The 17,443-nt window shown below is 57.4% G+C and carries 17 protein-coding genes and 1 pseudogene; 7 read left to right on the top strand and 11 right to left on the bottom strand.

Annotated features, from left to right (window positions below; all coding sequences use genetic code 11):
- Positions 1 to 120 precede the first annotated feature (120 nt).
- The 3 genes from EDC28_RS12140 to EDC28_RS12150 are packed head-to-tail and all read left to right on the top strand — an operon-like array spanning position 121 to position 4,199.
- On the top strand, positions 121 to 1,566 hold the full coding sequence (locus EDC28_RS12140) for an NAD-dependent succinate-semialdehyde dehydrogenase (protein ID WP_123421785.1): 1,446 nt from the start codon (positions 121 to 123) through the stop codon (positions 1,564 to 1,566).
- Positions 1,567 to 1,611: 45 nt separating this feature from the next.
- Positions 1,612 to 2,778, top strand: a complete 1,167-nt coding sequence (locus tag EDC28_RS12145) for an iron-containing alcohol dehydrogenase (protein WP_123421786.1) — start codon at positions 1,612 to 1,614, stop codon at positions 2,776 to 2,778.
- Between the two features lie 56 nt (positions 2,779 to 2,834).
- Complete coding sequence (locus tag EDC28_RS12150) at positions 2,835 to 4,199, top strand: hypothetical protein (protein ID WP_123421787.1); 1,365 nt, start codon at positions 2,835 to 2,837, stop codon at positions 4,197 to 4,199.
- Positions 4,200 to 4,223: 24 nt separating this feature from the next.
- On the opposite strand, the gene EDC28_RS12155 is transcribed toward EDC28_RS12150, so the two are convergent.
- From EDC28_RS12155 to EDC28_RS12165, 3 genes are all read right to left on the bottom strand, one after another.
- On the bottom strand, positions 4,224 to 5,324 hold the full coding sequence (locus EDC28_RS12155; RefSeq protein ID WP_123421788.1) for a threonine aldolase family protein: 1,101 nt from the start codon (positions 5,322 to 5,324) through the stop codon (positions 4,224 to 4,226).
- Between the two features lie 90 nt (positions 5,325 to 5,414).
- Entirely contained in the window at positions 5,415 to 6,032 is a 618-nt protein-coding gene (locus EDC28_RS12160) for a hypothetical protein (RefSeq protein WP_050660822.1), read from the bottom strand.
- A gap of 64 nt (positions 6,033 to 6,096) precedes the next feature.
- Complete coding sequence (locus tag EDC28_RS12165; protein ID WP_123421789.1) at positions 6,097 to 7,059, bottom strand: alpha/beta hydrolase; 963 nt, start codon at positions 7,057 to 7,059, stop codon at positions 6,097 to 6,099.
- A gap of 151 nt (positions 7,060 to 7,210) precedes the next feature.
- On the opposite strand from EDC28_RS12165, the gene EDC28_RS12170 reads away from it, so the two are divergent.
- Positions 7,211 to 8,092, top strand: coding sequence for an amino acid ABC transporter substrate-binding protein (locus tag EDC28_RS12170; RefSeq protein WP_123421790.1), 882 nt, complete (start codon positions 7,211 to 7,213; stop codon positions 8,090 to 8,092).
- Positions 8,093 to 8,173: 81 nt separating this feature from the next.
- On the opposite strand, the gene EDC28_RS12175 is transcribed toward EDC28_RS12170, so the two are convergent.
- Both EDC28_RS12175 and EDC28_RS12180 read right to left on the bottom strand, forming a co-directional pair.
- Entirely contained in the window at positions 8,174 to 9,052 is an 879-nt protein-coding gene (locus EDC28_RS12175; protein ID WP_050660819.1) for a prohibitin family protein, read from the bottom strand.
- Positions 9,053 to 9,225: 173 nt separating this feature from the next.
- On the bottom strand, positions 9,226 to 9,849 hold the full coding sequence (locus tag EDC28_RS12180; protein ID WP_123421791.1) for a hypothetical protein: 624 nt from the start codon (positions 9,847 to 9,849) through the stop codon (positions 9,226 to 9,228).
- 269 nt (positions 9,850 to 10,118) lie between these two features.
- On the opposite strand from EDC28_RS12180, the gene EDC28_RS12185 reads away from it, so the two are divergent.
- Positions 10,119 to 10,763, top strand: coding sequence for a class I SAM-dependent methyltransferase (locus EDC28_RS12185; protein WP_050660817.1), 645 nt, complete (start codon positions 10,119 to 10,121; stop codon positions 10,761 to 10,763).
- A 33-nt stretch (positions 10,764 to 10,796) separates the two neighbouring features.
- On the opposite strand, the gene EDC28_RS12190 is transcribed toward EDC28_RS12185, so the two are convergent.
- The 5 genes from EDC28_RS12190 to EDC28_RS12210 form a co-directional block, all read right to left on the bottom strand.
- A complete protein-coding gene (locus EDC28_RS12190; protein WP_050660816.1) occupies positions 10,797 to 11,177 on the bottom strand; it encodes a VOC family protein in 381 nt (126 codons plus the stop codon).
- A gap of 111 nt (positions 11,178 to 11,288) precedes the next feature.
- The gene (locus tag EDC28_RS12195; protein ID WP_170164116.1) at positions 11,289 to 11,723 is read right to left on the bottom strand and encodes an NUDIX domain-containing protein; all 435 of its coding nucleotides are present in this window, start codon (positions 11,721 to 11,723) and stop codon (positions 11,289 to 11,291) included.
- Positions 11,720 to 12,172, bottom strand: a complete 453-nt coding sequence (locus EDC28_RS12200; RefSeq protein WP_123421793.1) for a SixA phosphatase family protein — start codon at positions 12,170 to 12,172, stop codon at positions 11,720 to 11,722. The genes EDC28_RS12195 and EDC28_RS12200 overlap by 4 nt, the downstream gene beginning before the upstream one ends.
- Positions 12,173 to 12,248: 76 nt before the next feature.
- A complete protein-coding gene (locus EDC28_RS12205; protein WP_123421794.1) occupies positions 12,249 to 12,548 on the bottom strand; it encodes a hypothetical protein in 300 nt (99 codons plus the stop codon).
- A 75-nt stretch (positions 12,549 to 12,623) separates the two neighbouring features.
- On the bottom strand, positions 12,624 to 13,064 hold the full coding sequence (locus EDC28_RS12210) for an SRPBCC family protein (RefSeq protein WP_050660812.1): 441 nt from the start codon (positions 13,062 to 13,064) through the stop codon (positions 12,624 to 12,626).
- A gap of 219 nt (positions 13,065 to 13,283) precedes the next feature.
- Between EDC28_RS12210 and EDC28_RS12215 the strand changes: the two genes are divergently transcribed.
- Positions 13,284 to 14,531, top strand: coding sequence for a DEAD/DEAH box helicase (locus tag EDC28_RS12215; RefSeq protein ID WP_123421795.1), 1,248 nt, complete (start codon positions 13,284 to 13,286; stop codon positions 14,529 to 14,531).
- Between the two features lie 1,084 nt (positions 14,532 to 15,615).
- On the opposite strand, the gene EDC28_RS12230 is transcribed toward EDC28_RS12215, so the two are convergent.
- Positions 15,616 to 16,704 carry an ISAs1 family transposase gene (locus EDC28_RS12230; RefSeq protein ID WP_123421798.1) on the bottom strand — a complete coding sequence of 363 codons (1,089 nt, stop codon included), beginning with the start codon at positions 16,702 to 16,704 and terminating at the stop codon, positions 15,616 to 15,618.
- Between the two features lie 89 nt (positions 16,705 to 16,793).
- Here EDC28_RS12230 and EDC28_RS12235 point away from each other — a divergent pair.
- Positions 16,794 to 17,075, top strand: a pseudogene (locus tag EDC28_RS12235) (transposase); the annotation flags it as partial.
- Positions 17,076 to 17,443: the final 368 nt, after the last annotated feature.

The following is a 17,443-nucleotide window of genomic DNA, read 5'->3' on the forward strand; positions in this document are numbered from 1 at the left end:
CCCCTCTTGTTGACATATTGCCCAGATCTCCTCTAGGCTAAATTCAATATTTAGAACGGCGTTCAATATATTGAACAACACGTTCTACGTCAAGCATCAGATCAACACCGGGAGGCCAAGTTGTATTCATTAAAGGACCCGACTCTGCTCAAGAGTTTATGCCTTATCAATGGCCAATGGGTGGCGGCGGCCGATGGCCAAACCCTCTCTGTTATCAACCCTGCCGACGGCAGCGAAGTGGCCAAGGTGCCAAACCTGGCGCCAAGCGCCATACCGGCCGTTATCGACGCTGCCGCCAAGGCCCAAAAAGCCTGGGCGGCCCAAAGCGCCAAGTCGCGCAGCGCCATTTTGCGCCGCTGGTTCGAGCTGATGCTCGAGCACCAGGACGACCTGGCCCTGATCATGACCCTCGAGCAAGGCAAGCCGCTGGCCGAGGCCAAGGGCGAGATTGGCTACGCTGCGTCTTTTATCGAGTGGTTTGCCGAAGAGGCCAAGCGCATCTACGGCGAGACCATTCCGGCGCCTCGCACCGATCAGCGCCTGACGGTGCTGCGCCAGCCCATTGGGGTTACCGCGGCCATTACTCCCTGGAATTTCCCGGCCGCGATGATCACCCGCAAGGCCGCCCCCGCCCTGGCCGCCGGCTGCGCCATGATAGTGCGCCCGGCCGACCTCACGCCGCTCTCAGCGCTGGCCCTAGGTGAGCTGGCCCAGCGCGCCGGGCTGCCGGCCGGGGTGCTGCAAATCGTCACCGGCCCGGCCAAGGAAATTGGCCAGGTGCTCACCGACTCAGAAACGGTGCGAAAGCTCTCTTTTACCGGTTCAACCCAAGTGGGCCGGCTGCTGATGGCCCAAAGCGCCCCCACCATCAAGAAGCTGTCGCTGGAACTGGGCGGCAACGCGCCTTTTATCGTTTTTGACGATGCAGATCTCGATAAGGCCGTTGAAGGGGCCATGCAGTCCAAATTCCGTAACGCCGGGCAAACTTGCGTCTGCGCCAACCGCATCCTGGTGCAGCGCAGCGTGTACGACGCCTTTGCCGCCAAGCTGGCCGAGAAGGTCAAAGCCCTTAAGGTGGGTAGCGGCCTGGAGGCGGGCACCGACATCGGCCCGATGATAGAAGCCAAGGCGCTGGACAAAATCGAAGAGCATATTCGCGACGCCCTGGCCAAAGGCGCCACCCTGGTTCAAGGCGGCAAGCGCCTGGGCGGGCTGTACTTTGAGCCCGCGGTACTGACCGGGGTAACCGCCCAGATGAAGGTTGCCAAAGAAGAAACCTTCGGCCCCCTGGCGCCGCTTTTTGTGTTCGACACCGAACAAGAAGCCGTTGCCATGGCCAACGACACCATCTTTGGCCTCGCCGCTTACTTTTACACCCGCGACTTTGGCCGCTCGGTGCGGGTGGCCGAGCAGCTCGAATACGGCATGGTGGGCCACAACACCGGCCTCATCTCCAACGAGGTGGCGCCCTTTGGCGGCGTCAAACAATCGGGCCTCGGCCGCGAAGGCTCGCGCCACGGCATCGATGAATATCTGGAACTCAAATATATCTGTAGCGCCCTGTAAGGCCGCCAGGCGGGCATGACCCGCCTGCATAAAGGAGCATTTTTTATGACTCAAGGTATCCGCCCTTTTAGCTTCACCAGCCCCGGCGCCCTGCACCTCGAATGGGGCAGCGCCCGGCGCCTTGGCGAGCTGATGGCCGGCTGGTTCAGCCAGCGCCGCGTACTGATTGTCACCGACAAATTCCTGCACCAAGCAGGGCTTTTAGACCCGGCCAAGGCCTCCCTTGCCGCCCACGGCTTTGAGGTCACGGTGTTTGACGACGTGGTGGCCGACCCGCCCGAGGCCCTGGTGCAAAGCGCCACCGCCACCGGCCACAATGCCCGGTGCGATCTGGTAATAGGCCTTGGCGGCGGTTCATCTATGGACATCGCCAAGCTGGTGGCGGTGATGCTGGTGGCCGAGCAGCCGCTGGCGGCGATGTACGGCATCGGCAAGGTGCAGGGCCAGCGGGTGCCCCTGCTGCAAGTGCCCACCACCGCCGGCACCGGCTCGGAAGTCACCAACATCACCATCCTCACCACCGGCGAGACCACCAAAATGGGGGTGGTGGCAGACCAGCTCTATGCCGACCGGGTATTGCTGGACGCCGAGCTCACCACCGGTCTGCCAGCCATGGCCACCGCCGCCACCGGCATTGACGCCATGGTGCACGCCATCGAGGCCTACACCTCGGCCCACAAGAAAAACCCGCTGTCAGACGCCTTTGCCCGCGAGGCCTTAAAGCTCCTCACCCAAAACCTGGTAACCGCCTGCACCGACGGTGGCAACCGCCAAGCCCGCGAGGCCATGCTGCTGGGGGCAACCCTTGCCGGCCAGGCCTTTGCCAACAGCCCGGTAGCGGCGGTACACGCCCTCGCCTACCCGCTGGGCGGCCACTATCACCTCTCCCATGGCCTCACCAACGCCCTGATGCTGGGGCCGGTGCTGCGCTTTAACCTGCCCAAGGCAGCGCCCCTTTATGCCGAACTGGCCGAGGTGGTGATGGGCCAGCAACAAGGAGATACAGCGGCGCGCGCCCAAGCCTTTGTGGCCTACATGGAAGCGCTGATGGACGCCTCCGGCGCGCCCCGGCGCCTTCGCGACGTCAAGGTCAGCCAAGAGAGCCTGCCGATGCTCGCCAAAGACGCCATGGCCCAGAGCAGGCTGCTGATCAACAACCCGGTTGAGGTGACCGAGGCCGACGCCCTGGCCCTTTACCAACAAGCCTTTTAACTGCCGGCCGGGTTCGCCCGGCCACCCTACCGACAATAAAAAGAGTCAACAATCCCATGAGAAAGCAGCGCATCGACGGGCAGGAAACGCCCTATTGGGCCCTGGGCCCCTTTAAAGTACGGCTCCCTTTTGTTCACTATCGCTTTGAATGGCCTGATTATTTTCAAGGCCTGTTGATGTGCGCCGTGGACTTGGCAGCCATTCCCCTGATGACCGATCTGCTGGGGATGCCCTTTGAGGTCGCCCTGGCGGTGGCCATGCTCAATGGCCTTTTCTACCTGCTGCACCACCTTTTGGGCGATCCGGTGGTGCCGGGCTGGATCACCCCGGCCATTCCGCTGCTGATGGCCTATTGCGCCAGCTTCCCCGAGGGCCCCGAGCGGGTGCATGCCTTGGTGTCCTTCCAGCTGATGCTGGGGCTCTTTTCCATGTTTATCGGTGCCACCGGCCTTGCCCACAAGGTGGTGCAGCTTATTCCCCAGGCCATTAAGTCGGGGGTTATCGTTGGCGCCGGTATTGCGGCGGTTATCGCCGTGTTTAAGACCGGCGGCCGCTTTGACAGCTACCCGGTCACCATTTCGGTGGCAGTGGGCATCGCCTTTTACGTGATCTTCTCCCGCCACTTTGCCCGCCTCAAAGCCCAAAGCCGGCTCTTTGGCCTGGTGGGTAAACTGGGCATCTTCCCCATCGTGGCGCTGGCCATCATCGTGGCGCCCCTCGCCGGTGAAGCCCCCTGGCCTGACATCAAATGGGGCATTTCCAGCCCCGACTTTGCCACCTTGTGGCGCGAGTACACCGTGTTTGGCCTGGGCCTGCCGCCGCTATCCATGTTCTTAAGTGCCATCCCCACGGTGCTGGCCGCCTATATCGTGCTCTTTGGCGACATACTGCAAAGCCGCGCCATTTTGGAAGAGGCCGACCAAGCCCGGCCGGACGAAAAAGTGGAATACAACCCCGACCGCGCTCACCTGATCTTCGGTGGCCGCAACGCCGCCATGTCCATTCTCGGGCCAGACGTGACCATGTGCGGCCCGCTGTGGGCCGCCATGCACGTGGTGATCGTCGAGCGTTTTACCCAGGGCAAAAAAGCCATGGACTCCCTTTTTGGCGGCGCTGGCTCCTTTCGCTGGGGCACCAATACCGGCCTGCTGCTGATGCCCATCGTCACCCTGGTGCAACCCATTCTCGGGGTGGCCCTGGCACTGACCTTACTTATTCAGGGGTATGTGTCGGTGAAGGTTGGGGTGATGGAGGCACGCTCCCAGCGCGATTTGGGTATCGCCGGGGTGGTAGGCGCAGTGCTTGCCACTCGCGGCGCCGCCTGGGCCTTTGCGGTGGGGGTGGTATTGTGCCTGCTGGTGTATGGCCGCGACTTTTTCAAAGGGGAAACCGACAAAACCTTTGTTAAAGACCAAGAATGAAAAAGGCGCCGCAAGGCGCCTTTTTCATTCCATGACCTGGCGGTGAAAATCTTCAAGTGCTTCTTGCCAGCGCGCTTGGGGTAAGGCCTCAAAGGCCGAGCCCAGGGTGATTTCACACCAAAGGGCGTGCTCATCCACTCGGTACGGCGCCGTTACCAGCGCCATGTCATGCTCGGCCATCCAGTGGCAGGCCTTTTCCATAAAAAGGTGCGGCTCGCAGTCAATGCGCATCCGAAACATATTGGTGTGGGGCACCAACGGCCAGGTAGAAAAGCCCTCCAGGGCGTTAAATTGCTCGGCCAGCCAGCGGGCGTGTGCCAGGCGCTTGGGCATCTGCCCCAGATGCTCGCCAAGGCCTTCTCTTGCCGCTACCACATAAGGCGCCAGGCTATAAAGATTGCCGCCAGCGCGGCGCAGCCAGATACGAGCCTCGTTAATAAAGCGCCTGTCACCCGCCAGCACAGCCCCGGCAATACCGCCCAAGTCTTTGTAAAAGCTCACATAAACCGAGTCGAACAAGCCGGCAATCTCACTAAGGGAGCGCCCGTAGGCCGCCGGGCATTGCCACAGCCGGGCGCCGTCAAGGTGCAGCCGAATGCCTTGTTCTGTGGCCCACTGGCATTGGGCCACCAGCGCGTCCCAGGGCGGCAGCTGGCCGCCAATTTCGCGCATGGGTAGCTCCAGCAGCAAAGCGGCTAGGGGCGATGCCTGGTGGGCCGCTTGCATATCGCCAAGGCTGGGCACCGCATCCCTTGGCCCTATGGGCGCGGCCTCCAGGCCATAAAGCGCCTGATAGGCCTGTTGCTCGTGCAGCAAAAGGTGGCTGGTTGGGTGCAGGCCGATGCGATGGTTGAGCGCATCCTGGCAATAAATCTTCATGGCCAGGCACTGGGCCATGGTGCCGCTTGGCAAAAAGAGCGCCGCTTCTTTACCCAGCATCTGGGCCAGCTGCTGCTCGAAGTCGTTGATGAGGGGGCCGGCGCCGTACACATCGGCTTGCTCGTCTGGCAAGACGGCGTCTGCCAGCCGCTGCAAGGTGTTTTTGAGAGAGACTTTTTGGTTGCGGGCCAGTGCAAAGCTGCACCGGCCCAGGGCTTCGCGAAAGGCAACAAGGGCGTCGGCCATGGGCTGCTCGTTATTATTGGAAAGATGCGCCCAAGCTTACCAAAAAAGCGGCCCCTGTTTAGGTGGGCAAGGTGCCCGGTTTTGGCGCCGTTACACCAGGGCGTCGACCTTTTTGCGCCAGCTCTCGTTGGACAGCAACGTGGTGCGCACCACTTTTAGCTTTTGGCAGCCTTCAATGCTGTGGAGGGTCTTTTTCACCGTGTCCACCAGCGCCTCTGGCAACCAGGGGCTCAGCACAATGCGCTCAATGGCGCCAAGCTCGAAGGGCACGGCTTTGACCGCCAGCGGCACCTGGGATTCGAAGATCACCCGAAACTCCTTTTCGTCCCGGTAGGGAAAGCGCTTTAAAAACGGCACGTCTTGGAGGGTCAGCGCCTGGTCGTCATGAAGTTCGCGGTATTGCACATCGCCATAGCGAAGGCCAATGGCATCAAAAGCCTCTTGCAGCCAGGGGCGGCGAAACCGAATGCAGACTCCCGAGCTGCCTGGGGCAAACACGCTCCAATGGTGGTAGGTCTCGAATTTGCTGGTAAAACACAGCGCCAACAACGACTGCAACTGGCGCTTTTGCTTGTAGCTCGCCATGAAATGCACGTCGTTTTTATCGCTCCAGTGGCCAGGGTCCAGCAGCACCAAGCGTTTGTGGGTGAGGATATCCAGCAGGGCCGCCAGATCGGTATAGCGGTGCAATAGCGCGGGGGTCGCCAAAGGGCATTCCTTCTTTTTATATCAAGCAAGATGTCTAAGCGACACTTTACCAGAAGACCCTGAATCAACCTGGGGAATGTCCGACCACTTGCTGCATAAAAAGGTCAATCTGGGTGGCGGTTTGAGAAAGATAGGGCTCGAAAAGCCAGAAGGTGTGGATGGTGTCAAAAGCGTAAAAGCGGTGTTTGATGCCCGCTTTGGCAAGGGCGGCAAACACCCCTTGGTAACCGGCGCTAAATCGCGGCTGGCCCGAGCTTATCACCAAGGTCGGCGGCGCCTTAGCCGAAACATGGCTGGCCGGCGAAGCCTCGCGCCAGCGCTCAGGCGCGTGCTGGTAATCCCCCCCCAGCCATAACGCGGCGGCAGAGGCGGCGCCTTTTTTGTTTTCATTGGCGAGGGCCAAAGGGTCGGTAAAATCCAGCACCCCGTCCATATCGATAAGGGCCGCCAGGGAATAATCCCCGCCCGCCGCGCCTTTATAAAGCGCGGTAGGCGCAGTGTAAGCCAGCAGGCTTGCCATCTGCCCGCCAGAAGACCCGCCGCCGATAGCCAGGCGGCCCACATCCAGCCCCAGCTCTTTGGCATGGGCCTTGGCCCAGGCGATGGCCTGGTTGATGTCTTCAAGGCCTGCTGGATATGGCGCTTCGGCAGACAGCCGGTATTCGGGAAGGATAACCACATAGCCCTTTTGCGCCAGCAGGTTTGCCAGGGGGTAAAAATGGGATTTATTGCCAGAGCGCCAGCCGCCGCCGTGAATTAGCACGATACCGGGGTTCGAGGCGGCCTTAGAGACCGCTTTAAACACATCCAGGTGCAGCTCGCGCTTACCCAGCTCTCGATAGCGGCGCTCAAAGAGCACCTCTTGGCCAGCGGCAAAGGCCAGTACCGGCAGGCGAAGCTCGGAGTGGGTTTGGCTATAGCGAGCAAAGCGCTCAGAGGGGGTGTAGCTGTCGTCTACCGCCAACAGCTCCCCCCTGCACAGCGGGCTTAGCACCAGGGCCAGCCACAGCAGGCTTTGTTTTGTCATCCATCATCCCTTTTCGCCAAAAACCTTGGCCTACCTTCGCTTATTTTTCCCAAGCAATACAGCCTGTTGGATAGCATTAACCCGTGCGTTTCGCAGGTGAATCAAAAGACCTTCCTATAATGAGCAAACACCATTTGCAAAGGTTGACGTGATGAAGGTTATCGCCCTTTTTTCTGCCTTATTAATGAGTGCTGCGCTTAACGCCAATCCGATGCTTTACCGCTACCATATCCCCGAATCTGCACAAGACCACCGTTATGACTACCACTGGGCACTGCTAAAGCTGGCCTTGGAGCAAACCTCGGCGCAATACGGTGACTACCAACTGGAACCTGCGCCTTTGGTGATGAGCGAGAGCCGCCAGTTTCAAGCGCTGGGCGGTCCCTTGCTATCGGTGATGATATCGCCGGCAGATATTGAAAACGAAAAGCGATTCTTGCCGGTGCGGATCCCTTTAGACAAAGGCCTGATCGGTTATCGGGTGTTGTTGATCCGCAAGGAGCGGCAAGCTGAATTTTCGCGGATCAACAATCTAGAGCAGCTACGCAAGCTAACTGTGGGCCAAGGCCGCGACTGGCGTGATGTAAGAGTGTGGCAAGACAACGGTTTTGAGGTAGTGCAAGGTTCCAACTACAACGGCCTTTTTCAAATGTTACTGAGCGGCCGCTTTGACTTTTTTTCGCGAAGCATCGTTGAGGTACAGGACGAATTGGCCCAGCGACGCCAACAGATGCCGGATCTGGCCATTGAAAAATCCATTCTTATTTACTATCCGTGGCCCTTTTATTTCTACTTTGCCCGAACAGATGCTGGGCAGAAACTGGCCGACAGAGTGCAGGTAGGGTTGATGAAGGTTTTTAACGATCCCGTGCTGTTCGATCCACTTTTCAACCGTTTCAACGGCGCTAAGCTGGCGCAGCTCAACTTACAAGAGCGCCACGTTTTCTATCTCGAAAACCCGTTTTTGTCAGCCGAAACACCACTGCAAAACCCTGAGCTGTGGCTAGACCCTTTTAACCGTCCAAGCCACTAAGGCCATGGGCTTGTGAAGTGATGCAGCCATTTGTGCCTTGGGTAATCGCTCATGCCGGGGCTTTGGCCCCGGCACAATAGGTTACTTTTTGGTATCAAAAAACGGCAAGGTGCTGTTGGGCAGCATGGTGCTGGGCAGTTCGCCATTCCACTTCTCGGCTTTAGTCAGCTCAATCAGGTCTTTGTTTTGCGCTAGCGCTTCTGCGCGGCTTTTGATGGCGTCGGCTTCCGCTTCACCTTTGATGCGAATACCTTCCGCTTCAGCCTTGGCGCGGGCCAGCTGCGAGTCGGCCTCGGCTTGCGCTTTGGTCACCGCGATTTGCGCACTGACTCGCTCTTTTTCCAGGTTTTGCTTTTGGGTCTGCACTTCCACTTCGGCGCGCATCCGATCTTCCACTGATTTTTCGTAAGCTGAAGAAAAGTCGATGTTTTCAATCTGCACCGAGCTTATCTCAATAGGGCCTTGCACCGCTTCTTTGATGGCATTGGTAACATCCAACACGAATTTCACCCGCTCCTGCACCGCAGAAATAGCGGTGTACTGGCCAAAGATGTTTTCCACCTGGGTGGGCACGGCGCGGTCAACTAAGCGATTGACCATCAAATCGAGGCTTTTGAAGTTGGCATACACCTCGGCCACTTTGTCCTCCGGCACCCGAAAGGTCACCGAGGCGCGGATGGTGGCAGGTTGCTGGTCACGGCTGTAGGCCTGCAAACGCTCGTAGCTAACGGTGTGGGTTTGGGTGGAGATCTTCACTATTTTGTCCATCAACGGCACTTTGAAGCCCATGCCGGGGGCCGCAGTGCCAACGATGCGGCCGTTACGCAGATGCACGCCGCGCTCGCCCTGGTCGACGGTAAACCAACTGCCATAGGCAATAACCACTACCGCCAAGATGATGAGCAGGGTGATGAGTTTTGCAAGACTAAGTGCAGAGGGGGTTTTGAATGGAGTTGCCATTTTTTGTGTCCTTGTGTCATCCATGAGGAGGCGGGGCCAAGCGCTCCATTTGGCCAGCCCCAGGCCAGATAGTACCCTGGCAAGCCCCCTCAGCAACGCCGTAACCTCGTTATTTTGTTAGAGAAAGTAACGGCGGTTGCAAATGTTAACAGACTGTATGGTAAGGCGCACAATTAATGGGAATAACGGCCGTCGTAGGCCGCTTCCACGGCGCTGATAAAGGTCTCGAAATTTGCTCCCAGAGGGTAAAAACGGTAAGCCACGGCGGCGGCGCCAAACTGCTGCTCCAGGCGCTGCCAGTCCTGGTGAGCCAGAGCCAGGAAGGCGCGGTTACTGCTGTGCGTACTGTCGATGAGATAGCGCACCTCATAATCCGGCTGCACCGCCAGGTTAAGATCGAGATAACCGCGCAGTAAGTCGTCCCGGTCGCCGGTAACGCGAAGGGGCTGACGATGGTCGCCAAAAACCAAAAACAGGTTATCGCCGCTACCTTCTAATGCCACAGGCGGCAAGCCTTCGCGCCGCGCCTGCTCGTTCCAGGCCTTTTCGGGTTCGTCACTTGACCATAAAAAGAGCCGGGACTGAGCCAAAACCTGCGGCCAACTGTCCTGCGTTTTGGCCAGCGCCATTATCAAGGCAGCCGCCTCGGCGGCATGTTGAGGTGGCGCTTTAAGCGCGCCCCGTTTAACAGCAACAGACGCTTCATCGTTGGCCGCTGGCCGCTGCCGGTCCCGCGAGACGTACAGCAACAACAAGGTGAACAGCGCCAAAAGCGCAAAAAAGAGGATTATTTTCATAGCGATACTCAATGTATTAAGACGTCCTGACAGCGCATCACAACACAATGGCGCCACTGGCATCCTGACCCAGGTCAACCCGGCCTTTTGCTCGCGCCCTGTGAGCAAAAGTCAGCAACGGCAAGGCCGCCATGGGCTATTGGTGTAGCTAAGAGATTTTCGATTAAATAACTTGCGCTTTATCGACAAACACCTATCCTTCAGCCACTCCTCGTTTTGTCATTTATCCTCGATAGCTGGCCGAGCGCCACGCTGTCCAGGATCCTGCCATGACACCCTTACGATACCGCTATCAAACGCTGGAATTTGCCAGTGCCGATATCCATCTTTGCACCCTGCGCGACAGGCAACAGTTTGACGACCCGGCAGGGCTCGCCGAAAAACTGGGGATCTCTTCTGCCAGTTGGCCCATCTTCGGCATTGTTTGGCCCTCCAGTTTGGCGCTGGCACGGTTTATCGACGGCTACGACACCGGCTCAAAGCGCATCCTCGAAGTGGGGTGTGGCATTGGCTTGCCAAGCCTGCTGCTAAACGCCCGTTCTGCCGACATCACCGCCACCGACTACCACCCCGAGGTGGGCCGGTTTCTGGCCCGCAACACGGTGCTAAATGACGGCGCCGACATCGCCTTTGAACGCACCGGCTGGGCCGATGAAAACGACGCTTTGGGCTTATTTGACCTGATCATCGGCAGCGATCTGCTTTATGAAGACCAGCACATTGCGCTGCTGGCCAACTTCATCAACACCCACGCAAAACCGACTTCGGAAGTGATACTGGTCGACCCAGGCCGCGGCCGAAAAAGCAAACTCATTACCGCCATGAGCCAGTTTGGCTACCGCAATACCTACCGGCCTCTGCCTGTGGACATAGCCCCGGATTTTAAAGGCTATATCCTTAAATTCGAGCGCTAGCGCCCCCGCGGCGGATAACCCGGCGTTGCGGCCTCATTGCCCCGGTGGCGGCTCCCAAAGCTCGACCTTGTTGCCGTCTGGGTCCATCACCCAGCCGAATTTACCAAACTCGGACACTTCGGTGTCGGCCAGTACCTCGCAGCCTTCGGCGCGCAGCGCTTCAAGCAAGGCGTCCAAATCGGCCACCCGGAAGTTGACCATAAAAGGTGCGCGGCTGGGGGCCATTTTCTGGCCGCCTTGGGCGAACACGCTCCAAATGGTCATCCCCGGCGCACTGCCCTCGCCGCCCCATTGAAACACCGCCCCGCCCCAGTCGGCTACATCAAGATCCAGATGCTCGCGATACCAGGCGCCAAGGCGCTGCGGGTCGGGGGAGGTAAAAAAGAGGCCGCCAATACCGGTTACCCGTTTCATACGCGTTGCTCCTTAAAGACGTGGGTTGCGTTGATGTGCAGATCGTGACTCGGGCAAGAGAACATGCGCCGGTACGGGTTACGTTGCCGCCCCAGCGCATAGGCCGGCCCCCTATTGTTCTAAAGTCGAGCCCAGGGGTGCCCGGTGGCCACGCCACTCGGGCAGCCCTGGCAAAATGGTTTCAAAGAAATGGCGGCCTGCGGTAAAGGTTGGTTGCAACCTGGCAAACTGCGCCGGCCTAACCCAGCGCACCGCCGCTATCTCGGCAGGGGCTGGGTCCAAGGTAGAAGACATAGGTGCAGCCAGCCACCAATGCAACCGATAGGCCGCGCCCTCGGCCGGACATTGCCAGACGCAGCGCAGCGGCCGCACCGCCAAGGCCAGCTCTTCTTGCATCTCCCGGACAAGCGCCTGAGGCTCGGTCTCTTTAGCATTGAGCTTGCCCGATGGGGGCGTCCAATAACCGGCAGCCGGGATACCGGCGGCCCGCTGTACCACCAGTACCTTACCCGCCCGCACTATCACCGCAACCACGGCCGTTTTCATAACAGCTCGGGCGCCAGCACGGTACTTATAACGCATTGCTGCTCGCCGGCGCGTGTGCGGCTACTCAGCCACCACAGCGCCCCCTTTTTAATGGCCCAAGGCATTGGCTGGCCGGTAAGCAACAACGACGCCAGTAACCCCAAACTGGGCTGATGCCCCACCAGCAACACCGGCGCAGGGCCCAAAGGCCAGTGGCAGAGGGTCACGAGCTCTTGCACCTGGCAGCCGGGAGCTAGCAACTTCGATACCTCCATCTTCTGGCGAAAAACCTTGGCGGTTTCCAGGGTACGCGCCGCCGGGCTCACCAAGAGCCGAAGCCCGCCCGGGCCATGGCGGCCCAGCCAGGCAGCCATCTTGCTTGCCTGCTGCAGCCCTTTGGGTGATAGCGGCCGCTCAAGGTCGTCAATGCCGTCCAAAGCTTCGGCATGCCGCCACAATAAAAGCTCCATACTCACCTGCCCTCTTCGTCATCGGCCTCCATAGCAGTGTAGGCTCGGCAGCTCTGTACTGGGCTCCCCTACCCCATCAACGCCCTGGCAAAATCACCTTGCGGCGTGAGAATGCCTGATATAAACCCGCCCCACCCAACAAAAGCATCGCCCAAATACCAGACAGCAGACTAACCGCAACCGGAAAAGAAAGAAGGCCCCCATCAAGCTCCACGTTAAAAACAAAACCGCTCACCAAGGCCAATAGCCCCGATAGCAATGTTAACCTTAAAGGTTTAATGGTATATCGTGGCCGCAGGAGCACAGAGAGTGCAAAGGTAATGACAAAGCACGGCAAAAAGGAAATAAGAGCCAGCAGCAGATAAATCAGCGCCATGATAAATTCCAGTATATCAACAAAGACACAAAGCCATTGGCACCAGGGGTGCCGAATTTAAGGCCAACCCAGCATCTAGCCTTTATTATTTTCACTTAGAACCCGCGTTAGCTTGTCGATATTTTGCTCGTTGGCAGCTCCCGCCATTTGCTTGATGGCCTGCGCCGTTTTTGCGTCATCAAAGACTTGCTCCCAGGTTAATAGGGTTGCTTCACCTTCAGCAGCCAGGTGGATGGTGAGAATAAAATTCGGTGGGCAGTCATGGTGGATCACTATCTTGGTGCCGGGCACCAGTTCTTCAAAGACACTGTGGTTCTGATAATCGACTCCGTCCGGACCGTGCATGACAAAACGCCAGCGCCCGCCGACGGTAAAGTCGAATACCTCAAAAGTATTGGAAAAACCTTCCGGTCCCCACCACTTGGCCAACAAATCGGCTTTAGCAAAAGCACCGTAAACCTGTTCAGGCGAGAAAGGCAGTGTTCTTGACGTGCGTAATGTCCGCTCTTCACTCATGATTGATTCCCCAGCTCTCTGTTTTCTGTTAAGACACGGGCATTAAAAGTGATGTCCTCTATTTAAAAAATCGAGATCTATTCGGATTGATTAAAAGCCAAAATAACGATGCCGCCATTTTCACTCAGGCCATAAGCACTCTTGAGCGTCGCCTACCTGGCGCTTAAAGCCCCGTGCTATAATGGCGCCGCCTCACTATATTTAAAGCGGTGCTTTTTTATGCGTTTTTCTACCCTTGGCCTTCACCCGGATTTATTGGCTGTTCTCGATACCCTGGGTTATCAAACACCAACGCCTATTCAACAAGCGGCGATCCCCCAGGTGCTGGCGGGTTCTGATGTGATGGCGGGGGCGCAGACCGGCACCGGTAAAACGGCCGCTTTTGCCTTGCCGTTGCTCCAGCGCCACCTGGCTCGGGAAACGTCTGAAAAAGCCATCCGCGTGTTGGTGCTGACCCCAACGCGTGAGCTGGCGCAGCAGGTACACCAAAGCTTTGAGAAATACAGCCAGGGTCTCGGCATCCGCTCAGTGGTGGCTTATGGTGGGGCCAGTATCAACCCGCAGCTCGATGCGTTAAACAAAGGCTGTGACATACTGGTGGCAACACCGGGCCGGTTACTGGAACTCGCCATCAAGGGGCTTATCGACTTAAGCAGGGTAGAGACCCTGGTGCTCGATGAAGCCGACCGCATGCTGGACATGGGTTTTATCACCGACATCAACCGCATCCTAAAGCGCCTGCCCGAGACGCGCCAAACCTTGTTCTTCTCCGCCACCTTTAACGATGAAGTGTTCGCCTTAAGTAAAACGATTTTAAGGCAGCCCAAACTCATTGAAGTGGCCGAGCGTAATGCCACGGCGGCAAAAATCGAACAGCGCTTTTATGAAGTCGACAACAAACGCAAAGCGGCGTTGGTGGCCTACCTTATCGGCTCAAAAAATTGGCAACAGGTGCTTATTTTCACTCGCACCAAGCAAGCGGTGGATGAGCTGGCCAGAGAGCTCGTAAAAGACGGTATCAGCGCGGCAGCGGTGCACGGCGATAAATCCCAAGGCGCCCGCGATCGCGGTTTGGAAGAGTTTAAAAACGGTAAAGTGCGCGCCCTGGTTGCCACCGATGTCGCCGCGCGCGGCTTGGACATCGCGCAGCTGCAATGCGTTGTCAATTATGAGCTGCCTTACAATGCCGAAGACTATATTCACCGTATCGGCCGAACCGGCCGCGCAGGTCAGGCCGGCTTGGCAGTTTCTCTGGTCTCAAACAAAGAGAAATACCTCCTCAAAGACGTGGAAAAACTCACCGGCGAGCACTTTAACCTGCAATGGATAGAAGGTTTTGAGCCCGACCTGCTGGCCCAAGAAGAAGTCAGCAACCCCAAGGGGAAAGCCTCCAAGAAAACTCTGCGCGCCAAAGCCCTTGGGCAAAGCAGTAATAAAACGAACGCCGGAAAACCGCGCCGTCGCTAGGTGTTAGATGAATGTCCAGCGCCTCGGGCACTTCCGAGGGCTTAGGTGCGGTTCATGGCTCTACAGCACGGCTTTTTTCTTGAGCTTCAGGCTGTACTGCTGAGTACTCAGAAGATGGATGTCCTTTATTTCTTTCGTTAGGTTTCACCCGCAGAAGCGCCCCTCATGGGTAACCATAAAGCCGGGATCATACACAGTAAACTTGATGCATGAGCCGTCTGGCACGACGTTGCCAGTGGGCTGTATCCGTTGCCAGCCAGGACTAGATAGCTTAATTGTGAGCCCGAACACTTCACACGAGTACGCGTAACCGTGGCTGCTTCTGAAGGAAAACGTGTCCCCAGAATGGCTTGTCAGGGTGTAATCAGTCGGATCATTTGCGTTAAGCTTACCTAGTACGGCTTTGCACACTCCGCTCTTCTCGGTCTCCGTTAGATTGTCTGCGAATGCAGGACAAACACTCATGACCGTCAAAACCGCCATCACCAGAGAAATCTTCATTTCACGAACTCCTTGCGTGTGAACACGTTTCCATCCTGAGGAGAGTAAAAAGAGTAAAAACATAAAAGAAAAAAGTAAAAAGGACATATATGGACGCCCCGTATTTTGCAACTGTCGATGCAATACGAGAACTGGACTTGGGTCACTCAGAAGATGGGTGATGTGATGGACGCCCCTCCGTTCGGCGTCAAAGCGCCACAATGAGGATGTAAGCCACTCATCTGAAGGAGCGTCCATCATGAATACTAGGATCGCAGGTATCGATTTAGCCAAAACAACCTTTCAACTTTGCGTGCTTGATAAAGCAAAAGTCCTATACAACCGCCCGGTCAAACGCGCTTTGCTGTTAGATCTTATCAGGCAGCTACCGCCTGATACCCTCATCGCTATGGAAGCCTGTGCCACCGCACATTGTCCCCTGTGCTTCGCTCGTTACTGCGCAGCTGCCTGAGTGAATTACTGGCTCTTGATGGCAAGATAGCAGCACTTGAACAGCAACTCCGTGAGCTCTGTAAGGCCTTACCGGCCTACCAGGCCCTGCTCACTGTACCGGGCAGGGCGCGAGCATACTTTGTTAAATCCATTAACCAAAGAAGAGCTCGGCGCGGAAACGGTCATCCATTAAGGCACGCAGGCGTTTGCGCCGTTTACTGATGGTTGCGGGGTGCTGTTGCACCAAGTTCAGCACGATACGCCGTAATACCGCAAAGCACTGCGCACTTTCCCAATCCCCTATACCGCTCGCATCTTCTTTAAACACCACATCCAGCACCCAATGCTGGCCATTTTCTATGCCCCAGTGTTGTCGCACCGCTTTCAACGCTAATTCCGGCTCGATGTCCAGAGAGCTCAGGTAGTAGTGGGTATCCGTCGTGGTTCTGGTCTTGACCTTGCGTTCCCGCTCCACTGCGATGAGTGACTTCACCGATGGCCACTGTGTTTTGAACAGGGGCTCTTTCGGCACCGGTATCTGGAACACTTGGCGCCGTTCCTGCCGCCCATGTTGCCGCGCTTCGGTGTGGTGGGTGGCAACACCGGCGCCATCATTGGCCCAGTGCGGTGCAAAGGCATCGGTGATGGCTTGCTGTAAGGTCGGCTGATTGCCTTTGACCTGCACCACATAGTCGCCTTTACGCGCGCGGATGGTTTTGAGGGTCTCGGTCTGACAATGCAACGCATCCAAGGTGACGATGCTGTCTTTGAGGTTAAGCATCTCCAGCACGGTTCGGGCGGTGGCCAGTTCATGCCCCTTACCCAGGCTGGCTTGTCCAAACAGGACCAGGCCTTGTTCGGTGTCATAAGCGGTCACCATGTGCAGAGCGTCGGTACGGCGGGCACTGCGCAGGGTCTTACCGTCAATGGCAAGCAGTGGGCGCTCGGTTTGCTCGCGCACCTGATTGACCCAGCTAAACAGCGCCAGCATCACGGTCTCGATATGCACCGCTTTGACAATACGGGCAATGGAATGACGGGTAGGAATACCGTGTTCAAAACGCCGGTATTGCCGTAGCCAGTCCAGCTTGTGATGGCCAAATTCCTCGATGTCGGCCCAGCCTTCCATGCCACAGCTCAGGGCCGCGAGCACCAAGAACAGAATGTCAGCGAGTTCATGCTGACGGTTGATGGAGGAGCGCGGGTCGTCAATGAGGTCAAGATGGTCAAGTAGGGTCATAAGCGGCGAGAGTGGAGGAATGATGGGGGATCAGATCATAGACGCTGCGCTTAGTTCCAGACTTTTTACAAAGTATGATCCCGCCCTGGGTGCCACGCCAACACAGTTCCGGCGGTAAGTCTGTGCTGATGGGTATCACTAAAAATGGTGGCCGCGAACTGCGCACGCTGCTTATTCACGGGGCCCGCGCTATTTTACGATTTGCTCAGCGTCGCCATGATGCCCTGGGCCACTGGCTACGCGGTTTAATCGAGCGCCGCGGCAAACACAAGGCGGTGGTCGCCCTGGCCAACAAACTGGCCCGAATAGGTTGGAAGGTGCTGCGTGATGAAACCCCTTTTATTGCCGGTAAAAGCAACCTGGCAGCATAAAGGAAGACGGCACAGACAAGACGATTGCAAGACCCTCACCCGTTGAGTTTGCAACACCTGATGATAAACGGTTAACCGGTTTCGCCAGAGCCTGATAAAGGACCAGAGCCTAAAAGGCCGAATGGGTGTAAAGGCGGCGGAATTCGGAACACATCAAGGCGCAGTGCCAATCCTTGGCGCTATAACGACGCCGGATATATGTCCGCAAACCGCTTCTCATCGACAGTTGCAAAATACGGGGCGTCCATATATGTCCTTTATTTTGCACAGCCCCGCGCTCACAGACCTTCGGCCCCCGCTGACAATCTCGCTCGCCTCTAATTTGCGTTTTTAACGATAAAACGCGGTATCAGCGTGTAAAAAACACC

It is taken from the genome of Gallaecimonas pentaromativorans (genome assembly GCF_003751625.1).
In the GTDB taxonomy this organism is placed as follows: Bacteria; Pseudomonadota; Gammaproteobacteria; order Enterobacterales; family Gallaecimonadaceae; genus Gallaecimonas; species Gallaecimonas pentaromativorans.